Source organism: Kitasatospora sp. NPDC054795 (genome assembly GCF_053611565.1).
The window spans coordinates 1-19,874 of the sequence record NZ_JBSHAP010000018.1 but is presented as its reverse complement, the minus strand read 5'-3'; the positions used below and the strand labels follow the sequence as shown (position 1 = coordinate 19,874).

The window sequence follows — 19,874 nt, the reverse complement described above, 5'->3', positions numbered from 1 at the left end:
GGACCGACCACCTCAGTAGGAGAACAGACTTATGCCCCCCAAGGGTCGTCAGGCTGCCGGCGCGAAGAAGATCCGCCGCAAGGAAAAGAAGAACGTCGCTCACGGCCACGCGCACATCAAGAGCACGTTCAACAACACCATCGTTTCGATCACCGACCCCGCGGGCAACGTGATCTCCTGGGCCTCCGCCGGCCACGTCGGCTTCAAGGGCTCGCGCAAGTCCACCCCGTTCGCCGCGCAGATGGCCGCCGAGGCCGCTGCCCGTCGCGCGCAGGAGCACGGCATGCGCAAGGTTGACGTCTTCGTGAAGGGTCCGGGCTCCGGCCGCGAGACCGCGATCCGTTCGCTCCAGGCCACCGGCCTGGAGGTCGGCTCGATCCAGGACGTCACCCCCACCCCGCACAACGGCTGCCGTCCGCCGAAGCGCCGCCGCGTCTGACGCAGCGCCTTCGGGCACGCGGGTGATGTTTTAAACCTCGTACGGGCTCCCGTTTTCCACGGGAGCCCGTACGCTTGGTCCTGTCGGCATCAAATAGTGGGTGCCGAAGACAACCGGAGGATTTCCCCCATGCTTATCGCTCAGCGTCCCTCGCTGACCGAAGAGGTCGTCGACGAGTTCCGCTCCCGGTTCGTGATCGAGCCGCTGGAGCCGGGCTTCGGCTACACCCTCGGCAACTCCCTGCGCCGCACGCTCCTGTCGTCGATCCCGGGTGCCGCTGTCACCAGCATCCGCGTCGACGGCGTCCTGCACGAGTTCACCACCGTGCCGGGCGTCAAGGAGGACGTGACCGACCTCATCCTCAACATCAAGCAGCTGGTCGTCTCCTCGGAGCACGACGAGCCGGTCGTGATGTACCTGCGCAAGCAGGGCCCGGGTGTCGTCACCGCCGCCGACATCGCCCCGCCGGCGGGTGTCGAGGTGCACAACCCCGAGCTGGTCCTCGCCACGCTGAACGGCAAGGGCAAGCTGGAGATGGAGCTGACCGTCGAGCGCGGTCGCGGCTACGTCTCCGCCGTCCAGAACAAGGCCTCCGGCCAGGAGATCGGCCGCATCCCGGTCGACTCGATCTACAGCCCCGTGCTGAAGGTCACCTACAAGGTCGAGGCCACCCGTGTCGAGCAGCGGACCGACTTCGACAAGCTGATCGTCGACGTCGAGACCAAGCCCGCCATGCGTCCGCGCGACGCCATGGCCTCGGCCGGCAAGACCCTGGTCGAGCTGTTCGGTCTCGCCCGCGAGCTGAACATCGACGCCGAGGGCATCGACATGGGCCCGTCCCCGACGGACGCCGCCCTGGCCGCCGACCTGGCGCTGCCGATCGAGGAGCTGGAGCTCACCGTCCGCTCCTACAACTGCCTCAAGCGCGAGGGCATCCACACCGTGGGTGAGCTCGTCGCCCGCTCCGAGGCCGACCTGCTCGACATCCGCAACTTCGGTGCGAAGTCGATCGACGAGGTCAAGGCGAAGCTGGCCGGCATGGGCCTGGCCCTCAAGGACAGCCCGCCCGGGTTCGACCCGACCGCTGCCGCCGACGCCTTCGGCGCCGACGACCTCGACGACTCGCACTTCGCCGAGACCGAGCAGTACTAAGAGAATTGGCCGCGGGGGCGGTTCCACGGAGCCGCCCCCGTCGTCGTGAAAGTCGTACGGGCAACAGTGCCCGTACGCCCGCTGCGGTACCTGATACGGCCGTAGTCGGAGATCCAAGGAGAAATCCATGCCGCGTCCCACCAAGGGTGCCCGCCTCGGCGGCGGCCCGCACCACGAGCCGCTGCTGCTCGCCGGTCTGTGCCGGGAGCTGTTCCAGTACGGCCGCATCACCACGACCGAGGCCAAGGCCCGTCGGATGCGCCCGCTGGCGGAGAAGCTGATCACCAAGGCGAAGAAGGGCGACATCCACAACCGTCGCCTGGTGCGCAAGACCATCACCGACATCTCGGTGCTGCACACCCTCTTCACCGAGATCGCGCCGCGCTACGAGAACCGCCCGGGTGGCTACACCCGTATCACCAAGATCGGTCCCCGTCGTGGCGACAACGCCCCGATGGCCGTGATCGAGCTGGTCGAGGCGCTGACCGTCGCGCAGACCGCCGTCGGCGAGGCCGAGGCCGCCACCAAGCGCGCCGTCAAGGAGGCCGACGAGGCCGCTGCCGTCGAGACCAAGGCCGACGAGGCCGAGGCCGCCGAGCAGGCCTGACGCCTCTAGGTGTTCCGCGGGCCCGTTTCCCCAGCAGTGGGGGAGCGGGCCCGTTCCTCATCCCCGGGAGATGTGAGAAGCAGTGGTCAACGATTGCGCCGAGCAGCCGCCGGTGAAGGACGGCCCGGCCGACGGGTACGTCCGGGTCCGGCTCGACCTCGCCTACCAGGGCGCCGAGTTCTCCGGCTGGGCCCGCCAGAAGGGCGGCCGCCGGACGGTCCAGGAGGAGATCGAGACCGCGCTGCAGATCGTCACCCGCAGCCCCGAACTGTTTCCGCTGACGGTGGCCGGCCGCACCGATGCCGGGGTGCACGCCCGCGGCCAGGTCGCCCACGTCGACCTGCCGGCCGAGCTGTGGGCGGCGCACCGGGAGAAGCTGCTGCGCCGGCTGGCGGGCCGGCTGCCCGGGGACGTCCGGATCTACCGGGTCGGCGAGGCGCCGGCCGGGTTCGACGCCCGCTTCTCGGCGGTCTGGCGCCGGTACGCGTACCGCGTCGCCGACCACCCCGGCGGGGTGGACCCGCTGCTGCGCGGCCACGTGCTCTGGCACGACCGCCCGCTGGACGTGGACCGGATGAACGCCGCCGCGAAGCTGCTGCTCGGCGAGCACGACTTCGCCGCGTACTGCAAGAAGCGCGAGGGCGCCACCACCATCCGCACCCTGCTGGAGCTGCACTGGGACCGCGTCCCGGTGGACTCCTACGCCGCCCAGGAGGGCTCGCTCGCGGTCGCCACCGTCCGGGCCGACGCCTTCTGCCACAACATGGTCCGGGCGCTGGTCGGTGCGATGTTGCTGGTCGGCGACGGGCACCGGCCGGTGGAGTTCCCCGGCGAGGTGCTGGCGGGTGGGGTGCGCAACTCCGCCGTCAACGTGATCCGGCCGTACGGGCTCACGCTGGAGGAGGTCGGCTACCCGCCGGACGACCAGCTGGCCGAGCGCAACCGGGCGGCCCGGCGGATGCGGACCCTGCCCGGGCAGCCGGCTGTCGGGTAATCCGTTTTGGCCCGGCGCGTCCGCTTGGGAGAATCGCTCCCATGGGACACGTCGAGATTTCGCACCTGGAGTACTACCTGCCGGACGGGCGCGTGTTGTTCGACGACGCGTCCTTCCGGGTCGGAGAGGGCGCCGCGGTCGCCCTGGTCGGTGCCAACGGCGCCGGCAAGACCACCCTGCTGCGCATGATCGCGGGGGACATCCAGCCGCACGGCGGCTCGGTGACGATCAGCGGCGGGCTCGGCGTGATGCGCCAGTTCGTCGGCACCACCGGCCGCGAGGACCAGTCGTCCACCCCGGGCGCGCTGCCGGCCGACGCCTCGGTGCGCGACCTGCTGGTGTCGGTCGCCCCCGAGCGGATCGCCAAGGCCGCCCGCGCGGTGGACGCCGCCGAGCTGGCGATGATCGCGCAGGACGACGAGAAGACACAGATGGCCTACGCCCAGGCGCTCTCCGACTGGGCCGACGTCGGCGGCTACGACTACGAGACGGACTGGGACGTCTGCACCACGGCGGCCCTCGGGGTGCCGTTCGACAAGGCCCAGTGGCGGGGCCTGAACACCCTCTCCGGCGGCGAGCAGAAGCGGCTCGTCCTGGAGGCGCTGCTGCGCGGCCCGGAGGAGGTGCTGCTGCTCGACGAGCCGGACAACTACCTGGACGTCCCGGGCAAGCGCTGGCTGGAGGAGGCCATCAAGACCACCTCGAAGACCGTGCTGTACATCTCGCACGACCGCGAGCTGCTCTCGAAGACCGCGGACAAGATCATCGCCGTCGAGTCCGGCGCCGCCGGCAGCAGCGTCTGGGTGCACGGCGGCGGCTTCGACAGCTTCCACGAGGCCCGCAAGGACCGCTTCGCGCGCTTCGAGGAGCTGGGTCGGCGCTGGGACGAGGAGCACGCCAAGCTCAAGAAGCTGGTCGTCACCCTGCGTCAGGCGGCCTCCGTCAGCCACGCGCTCGCCACCCGCTACGCCGCCGCCCAGACCCGGCTGAAGAAGTTCGAGGAGGCCGGCCGCCCGGAGGAGCCCCCGCGCGAGCAGAGCATCACCATGCGGCTCAAGGGCGGGCGCACCGGCATGCGCGCCTTCACCCTGGAGCAGCTGGAGCTCACCGGCCTGATGCAGCCCTTCGACCTGGAGGTCTTCTACGGCGAGCGGGTCGCGGTGCTGGGCGCCAACGGCGCCGGCAAGTCGCACCTGCTGCGGCTGCTGGCCGGCGACACGACGGTCGGGCACACCGGGAACTGGAAGCTCGGCGCCCGGGTCGTCCCCGGCCACTTCCGGCAGACCCACGCCCACCCGGAGCTGTTCGGCCGCACCGTGCGGTCGATCGTCGAGGAGGAGCACGCGCTCAGCCGCGGCGCCGCGATGGGGGCGCTGCGCCGCTACGAGCTGGACCGCCAGGAGGAGCAGAAGTTCGAGTCGCTGTCCGGCGGGCAGCAGGCCCGGCTGATGATCCTCAAGCTCGAACTCTCCGGTGTGACGGCCCTGTTGCTCGACGAGCCGACCGACAACCTGGACCTGGAGAGCGCCGAGGCGCTGCAGACCGGCCTGGAGGCCTTCGAGGGCACCGTGCTGTGCGTCACCCACGACCGCTGGTTCGCCAGGACCTTCGACCGCTTCCTGGTGTTCGGGGCGGACGGCCGGGTGTACGAGTCGTCGGAGCCGGTCTGGGACGTGACCCGGGTGGAGCGCGAACGCTGAGTCGCGACCGGCCCCGGCCGGGAGGGGGCCAGCCGATTTTTGACCCCTCAGGGTCGGGCCGGTAACCTGGACGCTTGATGTGCGTATTGGCTCGCTCTTTCTCACGTGAGAGGTCGGTACGCCGGAGACATCAGGTCGTCGACCAGCGGTCCCCCTTGAATTGCGTCCAAGGTTGGCCAGGCTGCTCTGCCGTCCGGGTGCTCCTGTCAGGACTCACTCACTGAAAAGCGAAGGCTACGACCGTGCGTACGTACAGCCCCAAGCCCGGCGACGTCCAGCGTCAGTGGCACGTCATCGACGCGACCGACGTCGTGCTCGGCCGCCTGGCCTCCCAGGCCGCCAACCTCCTCCGGGGCAAGCACAAGGCGATCTACGCGCCGCACGTTGACACTGGTGACTTCGTCATCATCATCAACGCCGACAAGGTGCACCTGTCCGGTAACAAGAAGACCCAGAAGCTGGCCTACCGCCACTCGGGCTTCCCGGGCGGTCTGCGCTCGGTGCGCTACGACGACCTGCTGGCGAACAACCCGGAGAAGGCCGTCGAGAAGGCCATCAAGGGCATGATCCCCAAGAACAGCCTGGGCCGCCAGATGCTCTCCAAGCTGAAGGTCTACTCGGGCGACCAGCACCCGCACGCTGCCCAGCAGCCGGTGCCGTTCGAGATCACCCAGGTCGCGCAGTAATTCGGCCACCAAGCCCCCCAACACTGAAAAGAGCTGAGGAACATCGTGGCCGAGACCACTGAAACCCTTGAGGTCGACTTCGACGAGGCCGTTGAGGCCGTCGAGGGCGAGTACACCTCCGAGGAGAGCTACACCTCCGAGTCCCTGGCCGGCCGCTTCGGCGAGGCCACCCCGGGCGCCGGCCTCGGCCGTCGCAAGGAGGCGATCGCCCGCGTGCGCATCGTCCCCGGCACCGGCCAGTGGAAGATCAACGGTCGCACCCTCGAGGGTTACTTCCCGAACAAGGTGCACCAGCAGACCGTGAACGAGCCCTTCAAGCTCCTTGAGCTGGACGGCCGTTACGACGTCATCGCCCGCATCAGCGGTGGTGGCACCTCCGGCCAGGCCTACGCGCTGCGCCTCGGCGTCGCCCGTGCCCTGAACGAGGCCGACGTGGACAACAACCGCGCCGCGCTGAAGAAGGCCGGCTTCCTGATGCGTGACGCCCGTGCCGTCGAGCGCAAGAAGGCCGGTCTGAAGAAGGCCCGCAAGGCGCCGCAGTACAGCAAGCGCTAATCGCCTCCCCGGGGGTGCGCTCCGCCCTGGCGGCGCACCCCCTGGTTGTGCGAAACCGTCGCCCCGGAGTACCTCGCGTACTCCGGGGCGACGTGTTCCCCGGCTACTGTGCGGCGGCCGGGATCTTCGGTTGGGTTCCGAGCAGTGGTGATGGAGGACGGGACAGTGGGACGACTCTTCGGTACGGACGGCGTGCGCGGAGTGGCCAACGAGGGCCTGACGGCGGAGCTGGCGCTCGGCCTGTCGGTCGCGGCGGCCCATGTGCTCGGCGAGGCCGGCGCCTTCGACGGCCACCGGCCGGTCGCGGTGGTCGGCCGTGACCCGCGCGCCTCGGGCGAGTTCCTGGAGGCCGCCGTCATCGCCGGTCTGGCGAGCGCCGGCGTCGACGTCCTGCGGGTCGGCGTCCTGCCCACCCCGGCCGTGGCGTACCTCACCGGCGCGCTCGGCGCCGACTTCGGCGTGATGCTGTCCGCCAGCCACAACGCCATGCCGGACAACGGCATCAAGTTCCTCGCCCGCGGCGGCCACAAGCTGGACGACCGGATCGAGGACGCGATCGAGTCCCACTACCGCAAGCACACGCTCGGCGACGAGGACTGGAACCGTCCGACCGGCGCGGCCGTCGGCCGGGTGCGCGAGTACACCGAGGGCTTCGACAGGTACGTCGCCCACCTGATCGGCGTGCTGCCCAACCGCCTGGACGGCATCAAGGTCGTCATCGACGGCGCCCACGGCGCGGCCGCCTACGTCGCCCCCGAGGCCTTCGCCCGGGCCGGCGCCGAGGTGGTCCACACCCTGGGGGCCGAGCCCACCGGCCTCAACATCAACGACGGCGTCGGCTCCACCCACCTGGACCGGCTGCGGGTCGCGATGAAGGAGCACAAGGCCGACCTGGGCATCGCCCTGGACGGCGACGCCGACCGCTGCCTGGCCGCCGACGCCGAGGGCGCCGAGGTGGACGGCGACCAGATCATCGCGATCCTCGCGGTCGCCATGAAGGAGGCCGGCACCCTGCGCCGCAACACCGCGGTGGCCACCGTGATGTCCAACCTCGGCTTCAAGCTGGCGATGGAGCGCGAGGGCATCGAGCTGGTGGAGACCGCCGTCGGCGACCGCTACGTGCTGGAGGCGATGAAGGAGCACGGCTTCGCGCTGGGCGGCGAGCAGTCCGGCCACGTGATCCTGCTGGACCACGCCACCACCGGCGACGGCACCCTGACCGGCCTGATGCTGGGCGCCCGGCTGGCCGCCACCAAGCAGCCGCTGGCCGACCTGGCCACCGTGATGACCCGGCTGCCGCAGGTGCTGATCAACGTCAAGGGCGTCGACAAGTCCCGGGTGCGGACCAGCACCGAGCTGACCGCGGCGGTCGCCGCGGCCGAGGCCGAGCTGGGCTCCACCGGCCGGGTGCTGCTGCGCCCGTCGGGCACCGAGCCGCTGGTCCGGGTGATGGTCGAGGCCGCCGACCCGGCGCAGGCCGAGGCGGTCGGGCAGCGGCTGGCCGACGCGGTGCGCACCCACCTGGGCTGAGCCCCGGAGACGGCGAAGGGCCCCCGCGCGACGCGGGGGCCCTTCGTGTCGTACCCGGCGGGCGCCGTCGTGCCCGGTGGGCGCTCAGAGCTTGCGCAGCAGCGCCCGGCGGACCTTGTGGTCCGAGCCCTTCTGGAGGATCAGGGTGGCGCGGCCGCGGGTCGGCAGCACGTTCTCCAGCAGGTTGGGCTTGTTGATGGTGCGCCAGACCTGCCGGCCGTACTCCATCGCCTCCTCCTCCGGCACCTCGGTGAAGCGGCGGAAGTAGGAGTTCGGGTCCTGGAAGGCGGTCTGCCGCAGCTTGCGGAAGCGGTCCAGGTACCAGTGCTCGATGTCGTCGGTCCGGGCGTCGACATAGATCGAGAAGTCGAAGTAGTCGGCCACCGCGAGGCGGGTGCGGCCGTCGGAGCCGGGCAGGGCCGGCTGGAGCACGTTCAGGCCCTCGACGATCAGGATGTCCGGGCGCTCCACGGTCAGCCGCTCGCCCTGCACGATGTCGTACACCAGGTGCGAGTAGACCGGCGCGCTGACCCGCTCCTTGCCCGCCTTCACGTCCGCGACGAAGCGCATCAGCGCCCGGCGGTCGTACGACTCCGGAAAGCCCTTGCGGGCCATCAGGCCGCGCCGGCGCAGCTCGGCGTTGGGGAGCAGGAAGCCGTCGGTGGTGACCAGCTCGACCCGGGGGTGCTCGGGCCAGCGGGCGAGCAGTGCCTGGAGCAGGCGGGCGGTGGTGGACTTGCCGACCGCCACGGAGCCGGCCACGCCGATGATGAACGGGGTGCGGGTGCGTTCGGTGTCCGGGGTGTCCAGGAAGGTGCCCAGCGTGCCGCGCAGCTCGTGCGTGGCGTGGATGTACAGGTTCAGCAGGCGCGACAGCGGCAGGTAGACGTCGCGGACCTCGTCCAGGTCGAGGGCGGTGCCGAGGCCGCGCAGCCGTTCCACCTCCTCGGCGGTCAGCGGCAGTGGCGTACGCTCGCGCAGCGCGCTCCACTCGGCCCGGCTGAGGTCGACGTAGGGGGACGGCGACGGGCCGGGCGTGGCGGCGCCCCGCGTACAGAGTTCGGTCAGCACATGCTCCATTGTGAGCCGTAGCGGCGTTCACGGTGGCTGTGGTGTCGGTCACGCAGCGTTCGCGCGCGGGGGGAAACGGCCACAGAACCGCCCTTATGCTGGCACGCATGTGCGGAATTGTTGGATACGTGGGCGCTCAGTCCGCCCTCGACGTAGTAATCGCAGGCTTGCAGCGACTGGAGTACCGGGGCTACGACTCGGCCGGTGTCGCGGTGCAGGTCCAGGACTCCGAGGGGCAGTGGAGCCTGGCCACCGACAAGCGGGCGGGCAAGCTCGCCAATCTGGAGAAGTCGCTCGCCGAGTCCCCTCTGCCCGGCGGCACCACCGGCATCGGCCACACCCGCTGGGCCACCCACGGCGGCCCGACGGACGCCAACGCCCACCCCCACCTGGACGACCACCAGCGGGTGGCCGTGGTGCACAACGGCATCATCGAGAACTTCGCGCAGCTGCGCGCCGAGATCGCCGAGCGCGGCCACACCCTCCGGTCCGAGACCGACACCGAGGTCGTCGCCCACCTGCTGGGCGAGGCCTACGCGGGTGACCTCGCCGAGGCCATGCGGGTGGTCTGCCGTCAGCTGGAGGGCGCCTTCACCCTGGTCGCCGTGCACGCGGACGCGCCGGACGTGGTCGTCGGTGCCCGCCGCAACTCGCCGCTGGTGGTCGGCCGCGGCGAGGGCGAGAACTTCCTCGCCTCGGACGTCGCCGCCTTCATCGCCCACACCCGAGAGGCGATCGAGCTGGGCCAGGACCAGGTGGTCGAGCTGCGCCGGGAGGGCGTGACCGTCACCAACTTCGACGGCACCGCGGCCGACGTGCGCGAGTACCACGTCGACTGGGACGCCTCGGCCGCCGAGAAGGGCGGCTACGACTACTTCATGCTCAAGGAGATCGCCGAGCAGCCGAAGGCGGTCGCCGACACCCTCCTCGGCCGGATCGGCACCGACGGCCGGCTGACCCTGGACGAGCTGCGGATCTCCGACGCCGACCTGCGCTCGGTCGACAAGGTCGTCATCGTGGCCTGCGGCACGGCCTTCCACGCCGGCATGATCGCCAAGTACGCGATCGAGCACTGGACCCGCATCCCCTGCGAGGTCGAGGTCGCCTCCGAGTTCCGCTACCGCGACCCGATCATGGGCCCGGGCACGCTGGTCATCGCCATCTCGCAGTCCGGCGAGACCATGGACACCCTGATGGCCCTGCGGCACGCCCGCGAGCAGGGCGCCAAGGTGCTGGCGATCTGCAACACCAACGGCTCCACCATCCCGCGCGAGTCGGACGCGGTGCTGTACACCCACGCCGGCCCGGAGGTCGCGGTCGCCTCGACCAAGGCGTTCCTGACCCAGCTGGTCGCCTGCTACCTGGTCGCCCTGTACCTGGGCCAGGTGCGCGGCACCAAGTGGGGCGACGAGATCTTCGCCGTCATCAAGGAGCTCGGCGACGCGCCGAAGCAGGTCGAGCAGGTCCTGGAGACCATGGAGCCGGTGCGCGAGCTGGCCCGCTCGCTGGCCGACGCCCGCTCGGTGCTGTTCCTCGGCCGCCACGTCGGCTTCCCGGTGGCCCTGGAGGGCGCGCTCAAGCTCAAGGAGCTGGCGTACATGCACGCCGAGGGCTTCGCGGCGGGCGAGCTCAAGCACGGTCCGATCGCGCTGATCGAGGAGGGGCTGCCGGTCGTCGTGGTCGTGCCCTCGCCGCGCGGGCGCTCGATCCTGCACGACAAGATCGTCTCCAACATCCAGGAGATCCGGGCCCGAGGTGCCCGCACGATCGTGATCGCCGAGGAGGGCGACGAGGCCGTCGTCCCGTACGCGGACCACCTGATCCGCATCCCGGTCACCCCGGTGCTGCTCCAGCCGCTGGTCGCCACCGTCCCGCTGCAGGTCTTCGCCTGCGAGCTGGCCACGGCCAAGGGCCACGAGGTCGACCAGCCGCGCAACCTGGCGAAGTCGGTCACCGTCGAGTAGTCGCTCGGCCGTACGGCGCCCCTGCGGTGGCTGCGTCCTACCGCAGGGGCGCCGTGTCGAGCGTGAACGAGAACGGGGCGGGGAGCTTGATGCGCCTGCCGAATTCGGTTTCGTGGAGGGTGGTGTAGTCGCCGTTCCTCGGATCCGTGAACAGCGTCACCCTGCCTTCGCTGCGGTCGACGAGCAGGTAGCACGGAATGCCCGCAGCGGCGTAGCCCAGGCGCTTGGCCTCGCGGTCCTTGTGCGGGTTGATCGATGTGACTTCAAGGACCAGTTCGACTCCCACCGCGGATGACCACGAATCCTGAGCGCGGAAATGGCCGACCGGAGCGACCGTGGCGTCCGGGATGAAACGGCCCTTGGGGGTGATCAGTCCCTTCCCGCCGCTGACGTACAGGTCCTCGGCCGCCTCACGCGCAACAGCGCGGGCGAACCGGGCGATGGCGTCCTCATGGTCGCCGTCCGGCGGTGGCGTCACGACGATCTCCCCTTCGATGAGCTCGGCCTTGAAACCGGGTGGGGTGTCCAACTCCAGAAACGCCTGGAGGAGGCTGTCCTCGCCCAGCGGGTGCTCGACTGCCGGCATGGCGACCATGGCCCTTCTCCCTCCTGTGGGTCCGTGCCGAGCCACAAGGTAGGCGTACGGACCGGCACCGGCGGGGGATCGAAGTGGTTGTCACTCGAAAGTGTGCCGCAGGCCCGGCTCCCGCGGGGCGGTGGCGCGGGCTAGCGTCGGAGGCAGCCGACCGCTGAAGGAGTTCTCCCCATGCGTCATGCACACCCTGTGGAAACCGTCCGGGCCGCCGAGGCCGAGCTGATGGCGCGGCTGCCGGAGGGCACCCTGATGCAGCGGGCGGCCGCGGGGCTGGCCGCGACCTGCGCGCGGCTGCTGACGCGGCGTCGGGGGCGGGTGTACGGCAGCCGGGTGACGGTGCTCGCGGGCAGCGGGGACAACGGGGGTGACGCCCTGTACGCCGGGGCCGCGCTGGCCCGGCGCGGGGCGCGGGTGACGGCGGTGCTGCTGGCGCCGCAGAAGGCCCACCCGGGCGGGCTGGCCGCGCTGCGGGCCGCCGGCGGGCGGGTGACGGCGGAGCAGGAAGTCGGCCTGGCCGACTTCTCGCGCGCGGACCTGGTGCTGGACGGCATCGTCGGCATCGGCGGCCGGGGCGGGCTGCGCCCGGAGGCCCGGCCGTACGCGCGCGCCCGGCCGTCCGGGATCGTGGTGGCGGTGGACCTGCCCAGCGGGGTGGACGCCGACACCGGGGAGGTGCCGGGTGCCGCGCTGCGGGCCGACGTCACGGTCTGCTTCGGCACGTACAAGCCCGGGCTGCTGGTCGACCCGGGCGCCTCGTACGCGGGCGCCGTGCAGCTGGTCGGCATCGGGCTGGAGCCGCCCGCCGCGCAGGTGACGGCCCTCCAGCACGCGGACGTGGCGGCGCTGCTGCCGCTGCCGGGCGCGGAGAGCGACAAGTACCGGCGCGGCGTGGTCGGGGTGGCGGCCGGCTCGGCGACCTACCCGGGGGCGGCGCTGCTGGCGGTGGCCGGGGCGCTGCACGGCGGCGCGGGCGCCGTCCGGTACGTGGGCACGGCGGCCGAGGAGGTGGTGCGGCGCTTCCCGGAGGTGCTGGTCACCGAGGGCGGGCCGGCCGGCGCCGGACGGGTGCAGGCCTGGGTGGTCGGGCCGGGCGGCGGCGAGGGGGCGCGGCAGGCGCTGACCGAGGCGCTGGCGAGCGACGTCCCCGTGCTGGTGGACGCCGACGGGCTGACCGAGCTGGGCCGGCTCGGCCCGGACGCGCTGGCAGGCCGCACCGCGCCCACCCTGCTCACCCCGCACACCGGCGAGGCCGCCCGGCTGCTCGCCGGCGCCGACGGCGGCACACCGCCGGCCGCCGACGACCTGGCCGCGGCCCGGCTGGCCACCGCCCGGCGGCTGGCGGCCGGCTACCGCGCCACGGTGCTGCTGAAGGGCTCCACCACGGTGGTCGCCGATCCGGGCGGAGCCGTCCGGGTGAACCCCACCGGCACCTCCTGGCTGGCCACCGCCGGCAGCGGCGACGTGCTGGCCGGGCTGGCCGGCTCCCTGCTGGCGGCCGGCCTCGCGCCGCTGGACGCCGCGTCCGTGGCCGCCTACCTGCACGGCCTGGCCGGCCGGGAGGCGGCGGGCGTGCCGGGCGCCCCGACGACGGCGCTCGCGGTGGCCGGGGCGCTCCCGGCGGTGTGGCGGGCGGTCCGCGCGGGGTGACCCCCGGAACCGGGACGTCCGGTTGCGGCGTCCTGAACGGGGTGAACGGGCGGTCCGCCGCACGTCGGCGCGTCGTAGGGGGCCGCCGCGCCGCCGGGCCGTTCGGCGAGGACTCCGGGACGTCTGGGAGACTGACCCTGATGACAACTGCGAACACGACCGGCACAGCCACCCGCACCGACGGCCTCCGGGCCGAGGCGACCATCGATCTCGCCGCCCTGCGCGGCAACCTCGCCGCCCTGCGCGAACGCGTCGGCGGCGCGGCGGTGATGCTCGCCGTCAAGGCGAACGCCTACGGCCACGGCGCGGTCGAGTGCGCCCGGGAAGCGGTCGCGAACGGGATCGGCTGGCTCGGCTGCGCGACGCCGGACGAGGCGCTGGCGCTGCGGGCCGCGGGCATCCGCCCGGAGCAGGCCCGCATCCTGTGCTGGCTGTGGACGCCGGGCGGGCCCTGGCACGAGGCGCTGCGCGCGGACCTGGACATCTCGGTCAGCGGCCAGTGGGCGCTGGACGAGCTGCTGCCCGCCGTCCGCGAGACCGGCATCCCGGCCCGGGTGCACCTGAAGGCCGACACCGGCCTCGGCCGCAACGGCTGCCAGCCGCACGACTGGCCGCGGCTGGTGGCCGCCGCCCGCCGGGCCGAGACGGAGGGGCTGCTGACGGTCGTCGGCGTCTGGTCGCACTTCGCCGCGGCGGACGAGCCGGGCCACCCGTCGATCCAGGCCCAGCTGGACTCCTACCGCGCCGCGCTGGCCACGGCCGAGGCCGCCGGGCTGCGCCCCGCGGTCCGGCACCTGGCGAACTCCCCGGCCACCCTGCTGCTGCCCGAGTCGCACTTCGACCTGGTCCGCACCGGCCTGGCCGCGTACGGGCTGTCGCCGGTGCCGGAGGTGGGCTCGCCGGCCGACTTCGGGCTGCGCCCGGTGATGGCGCTGACCGCGCGGCTGGCGCTGGTCAAGCACGTCCCCGGCGGGCACGGGGTCAGCTACGGCCACCACTACACGACGCCGGGCGAGACCACCCTGGGCCTGGTCCCGGTCGGCTACGGCGACGGCATCCCCCGGCACGCCAGCGGCACCGGCCCGGTGCAGATCGACGGCAAGTGGCGCACGGTGGCCGGCCGGGTCGCGATGGACCAGTTCGTGGTGGACCTCGGCGGCGACACCCCGGCGATCGGCGACGAGGTGCTGCTGTTCGGCAACGGCGAGCGCGGCGAGCCCACCGCGGAGGACTGGGCCCGCGCCTGCGGCACCATCTCGTACGAGATCATCACCCGGATCGGCGCCCGGGTGCCCCGCCGCTACCTGGGCGGCAGCCACCCGGAGGGCCCGTCGGCATGACCGGCGCACCGGCCGAGGGCAGTCCGGTCGCGGCGGTCGCCAAGGCGGCCGGCGCCGCCTCCGGGGTGAGCCGGGCGGGTGTGATCGGGATCTCGGTCGGCGTACTGGCGGCCGGGGCGGCCGCGGGCGTCGCGGTGGAGCGGCTGACCGTCGGACGGGCGATGCGCCGCCGGGCCCGGGCCGAGCTGGACGCGAACGCCCCGTACGGCTCGCTGCGCGGCCGTCCGAGGACGGTGGCCGCGCCGGACGGCACCGAGCTGTACGTCGAGCTGGACGGCACCGGCTGGAGCGGGCCGGACGGGGACGGCGCCGGCGCCGAGCCGCTGACCGTGGTGTTCTGCCACGGCTACTGCCTCAACCAGGACAGCTGGCACTTCCAGCGGGCCGCGCTGCGCGAGGGCATGCGGCTGGTCCTCTGGGACCAGCGCAGCCACGGCCGCTCCGAGCGCTCCCGTTCGTACCTGGCGGGCGAGCCGGCCGGCATCGACCAGCTGGGCGGCGACCTCAAGGCCGTGATCGACGCCGTCGCCCCGACCGGGCCGCTGGTGCTGGTGGGCCACTCGATGGGCGGCATGACGGTGATGGCGCTGGCCGACCAGCACCCGGAGCTGTTCCGCGAGAGGGTCGCCGGGGTGGCGCTGATCGGCACCCTCGCCGGGGACTGGAACGAGGTCAGCCTCGGCCTGCCGAGGGCCGGCGCGAAGCTGTTCAGGAAGGTCGCGCCCGGCATGGTGACGCTGCTGGGCCGCCAGGTCGACCTGGTCGAGGCGACCAGGCGGCTGGGCTCGGACGTGGCCGCCGTGTTCTACCGGAGGTTCTCCTTCGGCGGCCGGGACGTCGACCCCGGCGTGGTGCGCTTCGCCGAGCAGCTGCTGGACGCCACCCCGATCGACGTGGTCGCCGAGTTCTACCCGGTGTTCGGCGCGCACGAGAAGTACGAGGCGCTGGCCGCCCTGCGGGGTCTGCCCGCGCTGGTGCTGGCCGGGACGAAGGACCTGCTGACGCCCTCGACGCACAGCGAGGCGATGGCCGCGCGGCTGCCCGGCGCCGAACTGGTCCTGGCCGAGGGCGCCGGGCACCTGGTGATGCTGGAACGCCCGGAGCTGGTGGACCACGAGCTGGCGCGGCTGCTGCGCCGGGCCGCCGGCTTCGCCGGTGCGGCGCCACTGCCCGCGGCCGTCCTCGACCTGGCCCGGGAGCGGGTCGCGGAAGCCGTCGTCGACCCCGTGTGAGCCCCGGCGGCGCGCGGATGTGGCACGGTAGCGGTGGCGGCCGGTGGTCGGTGCGCCGGTACGGACCGAAGGGCAAGACACGCGCATGGGCTCGCACGCCACTCTCACCGTCCCCACCCCGGAGCGGATGGGCCGGCTCGGCCGGGAGCTGGCCGCGCTGCTGCGGCCGGGTGACCTGGTGCTGCTCTCCGGGGAGCTGGGCGCGGGGAAGACCACGCTGACCCGGGGCCTGGGGGAGGGCCTGCAGGTCCGCGGGGCGGTGACCTCGCCGACCTTCGTGATCGCCCGGGTGCACCCCTCGCTGGTCGGCGGCCCGGCGCTGGTGCACGTGGACGCGTACCGGCTGGGCGGGGACCTGGACGAGATGGAGGACCTCGACCTGGACGTCTCGCTGCCCGAGTCGGTGGTCGTGGTGGAGTGGGGCGAGGGCAAGGTCGAGCGGCTGTCCGAGGACCGGCTGGAGGTCCGGATCGAGCGCGCCATCGGCGGCACGGCGGACGGGGACGACCAGGACCCGCGCCGGGTGGTGCTGACCGGGATCGGCCCGCGCTGGGCGGACGCGGCGCTGGCGGACCTCGGATAGCCGACGGGCGCCGAGGGGCGCCGACGTCCCACCGACATCTTGCCGACAGGCTGTCGGCAAGATGTTGCGGGCGGGGTGCCGGGCGTGGTGGGATGGGTGCTGCGGTTAGGTCTGCCTAACTAGGGAGGCGCCATGTCGAGCACCACCCCCGCCCCGAAGCGCGCGGTCCCCGCCGCCGGGGCCGGAGAACCGGCCCGTCGCGCTCCGGGAGAGCCGATGCGGGCGCTGCTGGCCGCCTGCGCGGCCGCCGAGGCGGTGTCCACCCCGCCCGAACCGCGGCCCCGACAGGACGAACGGCCCGAGGCGCAGGCGCCCCGGGCCGCGTGAGGCCGGTCCTTCCCGGGCCCGGGCCGCTCCGGGCCGTCCGGGTCAGGCGATCACGACCACCTTGGTGTCCTTGGGCGCGAAGTCCCAGAGCAGCTGCCCCTCGGCGCGCCCGCTGCGGATGCCGCCGGTCTTGGCGCTCGGGTCGGTGGTCGGCGTCGCGCCGTCCACCGCCGCGCTGAAGCCGAACACCACGCCGTTCAGCTGCGCGAAGCGCACCACGTGCTCGATCTGCTTGCCGTCCGTCCCGGTGGTGGTCTGGGTGCGGCTGTACACGGCGTAGCTGCCCGGGGCCGGCTCGACCGAGCCCGGGGTGACCGGGAAGGCGGCCGCGACCTGCGGGGTCTTCTTCGGGTCGACCAGCCAGACGTAGTGGCTGCCGACCGAGTAGACCACCCGGATGCCGGTGCCCGAGGTGGTCGGCAGCGCCGGGACGGTCGGGGTGGCCGAGGCGGTCGGCGCCGCGGCGGTGGCGGTGCCGGTCGCCGTGGTGGTGGCGGTGGGCTTGGGGCCGCCGGCCCGGTCCTGGGCGCCGTTGGCCTGGAAGGCCAGCAGGCTCACCACCGCCAGGGCCCCCAGGGTCAACCCCGTGACCACCACTCCAGGACCCATCTTCGCCACGTTGCCGCTCCCGCCGCCGTCCCTTTACGTACGGCCCCATCGTGCCAGGTTCATCCGCGCGGGTCGCAGCGCCTCGGATGTGTGTTCCCGGGTGGTACACCCTGCCGATCGGCCGGTCGGCCCAACGCGGTCTAACCTTGACCCCGTGCTGCTGCTCGCGTTCGACACCGCTACCCCCGCCGTCACCGCCGCCGTCCACGACGGCACGGCCGTCCTCGCCGAGACCCACCAGGTCGACGCCAGGCGCCACGGCGAACTGTTGCTGCCCGCGATCGACGGGGTGCTGCGGGCCGCCGGGGTGGACAAGCACCGGCTGACCGGCATCGCGGTCGGCGTCGGCCCCGGCCCGTACACCGGCCTGCGGGTCGGCCTGGTGACCGCCGCCGCGCTCGGCCACGCGCTCGGGCTGCCGGTGCACGGCGTCTGCACCCTGGACGCGATCGCCTTCCAGGCCCGCGCCGAGGGCCTGGCCGGGCAGCCGTTCACCGTCGCCACCGACGCGCGCCGCAAGGAGGTCTACTGGGCCTCGTACGATGCCGGGGGCCGCCGCACCGAGGGCCCCGGCGTGGACCGCCCGGCCGAGCTGACCCCGCAGGAACGCTCCGTCGGCGCCGGCGCGCTGCTCTACCCCGACGCCTTCCCGGGCGGGCACGGCCCCGAGCACGTCTCGGCCGGCGCCCTGGCCGGTTTCGCCGCCGCCGAACTGGCCGCCGGGCGCGAGCTGCTGCCGAACCACCCGCTGTACCTGCGCCGCCCGGACGCCCAGGTCCCGGCCGGCTACAAGGCGGTGCTCCCGGCGTGAACCACGGCACCACCCTGCGCCCGATGCGCTGGTGGGACATCGCGCCGGTGCTGGAGCTGGAGCTGCGGCTCTTCCCCGAGGACGCCTGGTCCGCCGGGATGTTCTGGTCCGAACTGGCCGAGTCCCACCCCGGCGGAACCCGCCACTACACCGTCGCGGCCGCCCCGGACGGCACGATCGTCGGCTACGCCGGCCTGATGGCGATCGCCGGTGAGGGCGACGTCCAGACCATCGCCGTCGACGCGCGCCACCAGGGCGCCGGCCTCGGCGCGGCGCTGCTCACCGACCTGATCCGGGAGGCCGCCCGGCGCGAGTGCGCCGAGCTGCTGCTGGAGGTGCGGGTGGACAACCCGCGCGCCCAGCGGCTGTACGAGCGCCACGGCTTCGAACCGGTGGGCATTCGGCGCGGCTACTACCAGCCCGCCAACGTCGACGCGCTGGTGATGCGCCTCGACTCCCCGAGCACTGACAGCACTGACCCGAAGGACATTGAGGACACCCGCCATGGCTGACGAACCGCTCGTCCTCGGCATCGAGACCTCCTGCGACGAGACCGGCGTCGGCATCGTGCGCGGCACCACGCTGCTGGCCGACGCGGTCGCCTCCAGCGTCAACGACCACGCCCGCTTCGGCGGCGTCGTCCCGGAGATCGCCAGCCGCGCGCACCTGGAGGCGATGATCCCGACCATCCAGCGCGCCCTGGACACCGCCGGGATCAAGGCGAGCGACCTGGACGGCATCGCCGTCACCGCGGGCCCCGGCCTGGCCGGCGCGCTGCTGGTCGGCGTCAGCGCCGCGAAGGCGTACGCCTGGGCGCTGGACAAGCCGCTGTACGGGGTCAACCACCTCGCCTCGCACATCTGTGTCGACCAGCTGGAGCACGGCCGGCTGCCCTCGCCGACGATGGCCCTGCTGGTCTCCGGCGGGCACTCCTCGCTGCTGCTCAGCGAGGACATCACCAGCGACGTCCGCCCCCTCGGCGCGACCATCGACGACGCGGCCGGCGAGGCCTTCGACAAGGTCGCCCGGGTGCTCGGCCTCGGCTTCCCCGGCGGCCCGATCGTCGACCGCACGGCCCGCGAGGGCGACCCGAAGGCGATCGCCTTCCCGCGCGGCCTGACCGGCAAGAACGACCCGGAGTACGACTTCTCCTTCTCCGGCCTGAAGACCGCCGTCGCCCGCTGGGTGGAGGCCAGGCGCCGGGCCGGCGAGGAGGTGCCGATCGCCGACGTGGCGGCGTCCTTCCAGGAGGCGGTCACCGACGTGCTCACCCGCAAGGCCGTCAAGGCGTGCAAGGACAGCGGCGTCGACCACCTGATGATCGGCGGCGGCGTGGCGGCCAACTCGCGGCTGCGCGAGATGGCCCAGCAGCGCTGCGACCGGGCCGGCATCCGGCTGCGGGTGCCCCGGCCGGGCCTGTGCACCGACAACGGCGCGATGGTCGCGGCGCTCGGCGCCGAGATGGTGTGGCGCGACCGCACGCCGTCCGCCTTCGACCTGTCCGCCGACTCCTCGCTGCCGGTGACCGAGGTCCACGTGCCCCACACCGACGTCCACGGCCAGGCCTACGACGCCCTCGGCGGTGGCGCGGCATGACCGTCGCCGCGATGTGGGAGGCCCGGGCGGCCGACGGGCGCGGGCCCGAACTCGCCGTCTGGGCACGGGAGTCGGCGCTGCCCCGGCTCCGCGGCTCGGCCGGGCTGGAGCGCCTCGAACTGCTCACCGCCCCGGGCGGGCGGGTGCTGCTGATCACCTGGTGGAACGGCGAGCCGGTGCCCGTCGCCGACCCGCCGGCCGAGCTGCTCGGCCGCCCGGTGCACCGCTGGTCCTTCACCAGCGAGCACATGGAGTAGCCCCGTACCGGGAACCGCGCGACCGGCCGTTACCGTGCATAGCTGAGAGAATGCTGGACGGGAACCGGGAGCGCGCAGCGGTGATCAGGAACGGGCGGAGCAGGACCAGGACGTACGCGGCGGGGGCGGTGGCCCTGCTGGCCCTCGCCACCGGGTGCGGCGACAACGGGGGCGGCGGC

At 73.1% G+C, this 19,874-nt stretch carries 21 protein-coding genes; 18 read left to right on the top strand and 3 right to left on the bottom strand.

Annotated elements, in window-relative coordinates:
- The first annotated feature begins 31 nt into the window (after window positions 1–31).
- The 8 genes from rpsK (at window position 32) to glmM (ending at window position 7,663) form a co-directional block, all read left to right on the top strand.
- Window positions 32–439 (top strand): 30S ribosomal protein S11, encoded by a 408-nt coding sequence (rpsK, locus tag ACWGJO_RS09125; protein WP_030232513.1) that lies wholly within the window; start codon window positions 32–34, stop codon window positions 437–439.
- A gap of 129 nt (window positions 440–568) precedes the next feature.
- Entirely contained in the window at window positions 569–1,591 is a 1,023-nt protein-coding gene (locus ACWGJO_RS09120) for a DNA-directed RNA polymerase subunit alpha (RefSeq protein ID WP_360349481.1), read from the top strand.
- 127 nt (window positions 1,592–1,718) lie between these two features.
- Window positions 1,719–2,198, top strand: coding sequence for a 50S ribosomal protein L17 (gene rplQ, locus ACWGJO_RS09115; protein WP_359897505.1), 480 nt, complete (start codon window positions 1,719–1,721; stop codon window positions 2,196–2,198).
- An 82-nt stretch (window positions 2,199–2,280) separates the two neighbouring features.
- A complete protein-coding gene (truA, locus tag ACWGJO_RS09110) occupies window positions 2,281–3,192 on the top strand; it encodes a tRNA pseudouridine(38-40) synthase TruA (protein WP_401046058.1) in 912 nt (303 codons plus the stop codon).
- Between the two features lie 41 nt (window positions 3,193–3,233).
- Window positions 3,234–4,892 carry an ABC-F family ATP-binding cassette domain-containing protein gene (locus ACWGJO_RS09105; RefSeq protein ID WP_387686310.1) on the top strand — a complete coding sequence of 553 codons (1,659 nt, stop codon included), beginning with the start codon at window positions 3,234–3,236 and terminating at the stop codon, window positions 4,890–4,892.
- Window positions 4,893–5,134: 242 nt separating this feature from the next.
- A complete protein-coding gene (gene rplM / locus ACWGJO_RS09100; protein ID WP_030055846.1) occupies window positions 5,135–5,578 on the top strand; it encodes a 50S ribosomal protein L13 in 444 nt (147 codons plus the stop codon).
- 45 nt (window positions 5,579–5,623) lie between these two features.
- Window positions 5,624–6,133 (top strand): 30S ribosomal protein S9, encoded by a 510-nt coding sequence (rpsI, locus tag ACWGJO_RS09095; protein ID WP_387735829.1) that lies wholly within the window; start codon window positions 5,624–5,626, stop codon window positions 6,131–6,133.
- 165 nt (window positions 6,134–6,298) lie between these two features.
- Entirely contained in the window at window positions 6,299–7,663 is a 1,365-nt protein-coding gene (gene glmM, locus ACWGJO_RS09090) for a phosphoglucosamine mutase (protein WP_452182861.1), read from the top strand.
- Window positions 7,664–7,747: 84 nt separating this feature from the next.
- Here glmM and coaA read toward each other — a convergent pair whose 3' ends face one another.
- Window positions 7,748–8,743, bottom strand: coding sequence for a type I pantothenate kinase (coaA, locus tag ACWGJO_RS09085; RefSeq protein WP_359897501.1), 996 nt, complete (start codon window positions 8,741–8,743; stop codon window positions 7,748–7,750).
- A 98-nt stretch (window positions 8,744–8,841) separates the two neighbouring features.
- Between coaA and glmS the strand changes: the two genes are divergently transcribed.
- Window positions 8,842–10,698 (top strand): glutamine--fructose-6-phosphate transaminase (isomerizing), encoded by a 1,857-nt coding sequence (gene glmS, locus ACWGJO_RS09080; RefSeq protein ID WP_452182895.1) that lies wholly within the window; start codon window positions 8,842–8,844, stop codon window positions 10,696–10,698.
- A gap of 37 nt (window positions 10,699–10,735) precedes the next feature.
- On the opposite strand, the gene ACWGJO_RS09075 is transcribed toward glmS, so the two are convergent.
- Entirely contained in the window at window positions 10,736–11,293 is a 558-nt protein-coding gene (locus ACWGJO_RS09075) for a Uma2 family endonuclease (RefSeq protein WP_452182860.1), read from the bottom strand.
- Between the two features lie 171 nt (window positions 11,294–11,464).
- Between ACWGJO_RS09075 and ACWGJO_RS09070 the strand changes: the two genes are divergently transcribed.
- The 5 genes from ACWGJO_RS09070 (at window position 11,465) to ACWGJO_RS09050 (ending at window position 16,422) form a co-directional block, all read left to right on the top strand.
- Entirely contained in the window at window positions 11,465–12,940 is a 1,476-nt protein-coding gene (locus ACWGJO_RS09070; protein WP_452182859.1) for an NAD(P)H-hydrate dehydratase, read from the top strand.
- Between the two features lie 140 nt (window positions 12,941–13,080).
- The gene (alr, locus tag ACWGJO_RS09065; protein ID WP_380538516.1) at window positions 13,081–14,280 is read left to right on the top strand and encodes an alanine racemase; all 1,200 of its coding nucleotides are present in this window, start codon (window positions 13,081–13,083) and stop codon (window positions 14,278–14,280) included.
- Complete coding sequence (locus ACWGJO_RS09060) at window positions 14,277–15,512, top strand: alpha/beta fold hydrolase (RefSeq protein ID WP_452182858.1); 1,236 nt, start codon at window positions 14,277–14,279, stop codon at window positions 15,510–15,512. Before alr ends, ACWGJO_RS09060 begins: the two co-directional genes overlap by 4 nt.
- An 85-nt stretch (window positions 15,513–15,597) precedes the next feature.
- The gene (tsaE, locus tag ACWGJO_RS09055) at window positions 15,598–16,095 is read left to right on the top strand and encodes a tRNA (adenosine(37)-N6)-threonylcarbamoyltransferase complex ATPase subunit type 1 TsaE (RefSeq protein WP_359897495.1); all 498 of its coding nucleotides are present in this window, start codon (window positions 15,598–15,600) and stop codon (window positions 16,093–16,095) included.
- Window positions 16,096–16,227: 132 nt separating this feature from the next.
- A complete protein-coding gene (locus tag ACWGJO_RS09050) occupies window positions 16,228–16,422 on the top strand; it encodes a hypothetical protein (protein WP_359897494.1) in 195 nt (64 codons plus the stop codon).
- Window positions 16,423–16,464: 42 nt separating this feature from the next.
- Here ACWGJO_RS09050 and ACWGJO_RS09045 read toward each other — a convergent pair whose 3' ends face one another.
- On the bottom strand, window positions 16,465–17,031 hold the full coding sequence (locus ACWGJO_RS09045; RefSeq protein ID WP_452182894.1) for a hypothetical protein: 567 nt from the start codon (window positions 17,029–17,031) through the stop codon (window positions 16,465–16,467).
- A gap of 154 nt (window positions 17,032–17,185) precedes the next feature.
- Here ACWGJO_RS09045 and tsaB point away from each other — a divergent pair, with 154 nt between their 5' ends.
- The 4 genes from tsaB to ACWGJO_RS09025 are packed head-to-tail and all read left to right on the top strand — an operon-like array spanning window position 17,186 to window position 19,695.
- The gene (tsaB, locus tag ACWGJO_RS09040) at window positions 17,186–17,842 is read left to right on the top strand and encodes a tRNA (adenosine(37)-N6)-threonylcarbamoyltransferase complex dimerization subunit type 1 TsaB (protein WP_452182857.1); all 657 of its coding nucleotides are present in this window, start codon (window positions 17,186–17,188) and stop codon (window positions 17,840–17,842) included.
- A gap of 23 nt (window positions 17,843–17,865) precedes the next feature.
- A complete protein-coding gene (gene rimI / locus ACWGJO_RS09035) occupies window positions 17,866–18,354 on the top strand; it encodes a ribosomal protein S18-alanine N-acetyltransferase (protein WP_387686383.1) in 489 nt (162 codons plus the stop codon).
- Window positions 18,347–19,438 (top strand): tRNA (adenosine(37)-N6)-threonylcarbamoyltransferase complex transferase subunit TsaD, encoded by a 1,092-nt coding sequence (gene tsaD / locus ACWGJO_RS09030; protein WP_452182856.1) that lies wholly within the window; start codon window positions 18,347–18,349, stop codon window positions 19,436–19,438. The genes rimI and tsaD overlap by 8 nt, the downstream gene beginning before the upstream one ends.
- A complete protein-coding gene (locus ACWGJO_RS09025; protein ID WP_452182855.1) occupies window positions 19,435–19,695 on the top strand; it encodes a hypothetical protein in 261 nt (86 codons plus the stop codon). Before tsaD ends, ACWGJO_RS09025 begins: the two co-directional genes overlap by 4 nt.
- The last annotated feature ends 179 nt before the right edge of the window (window positions 19,696–19,874 follow it).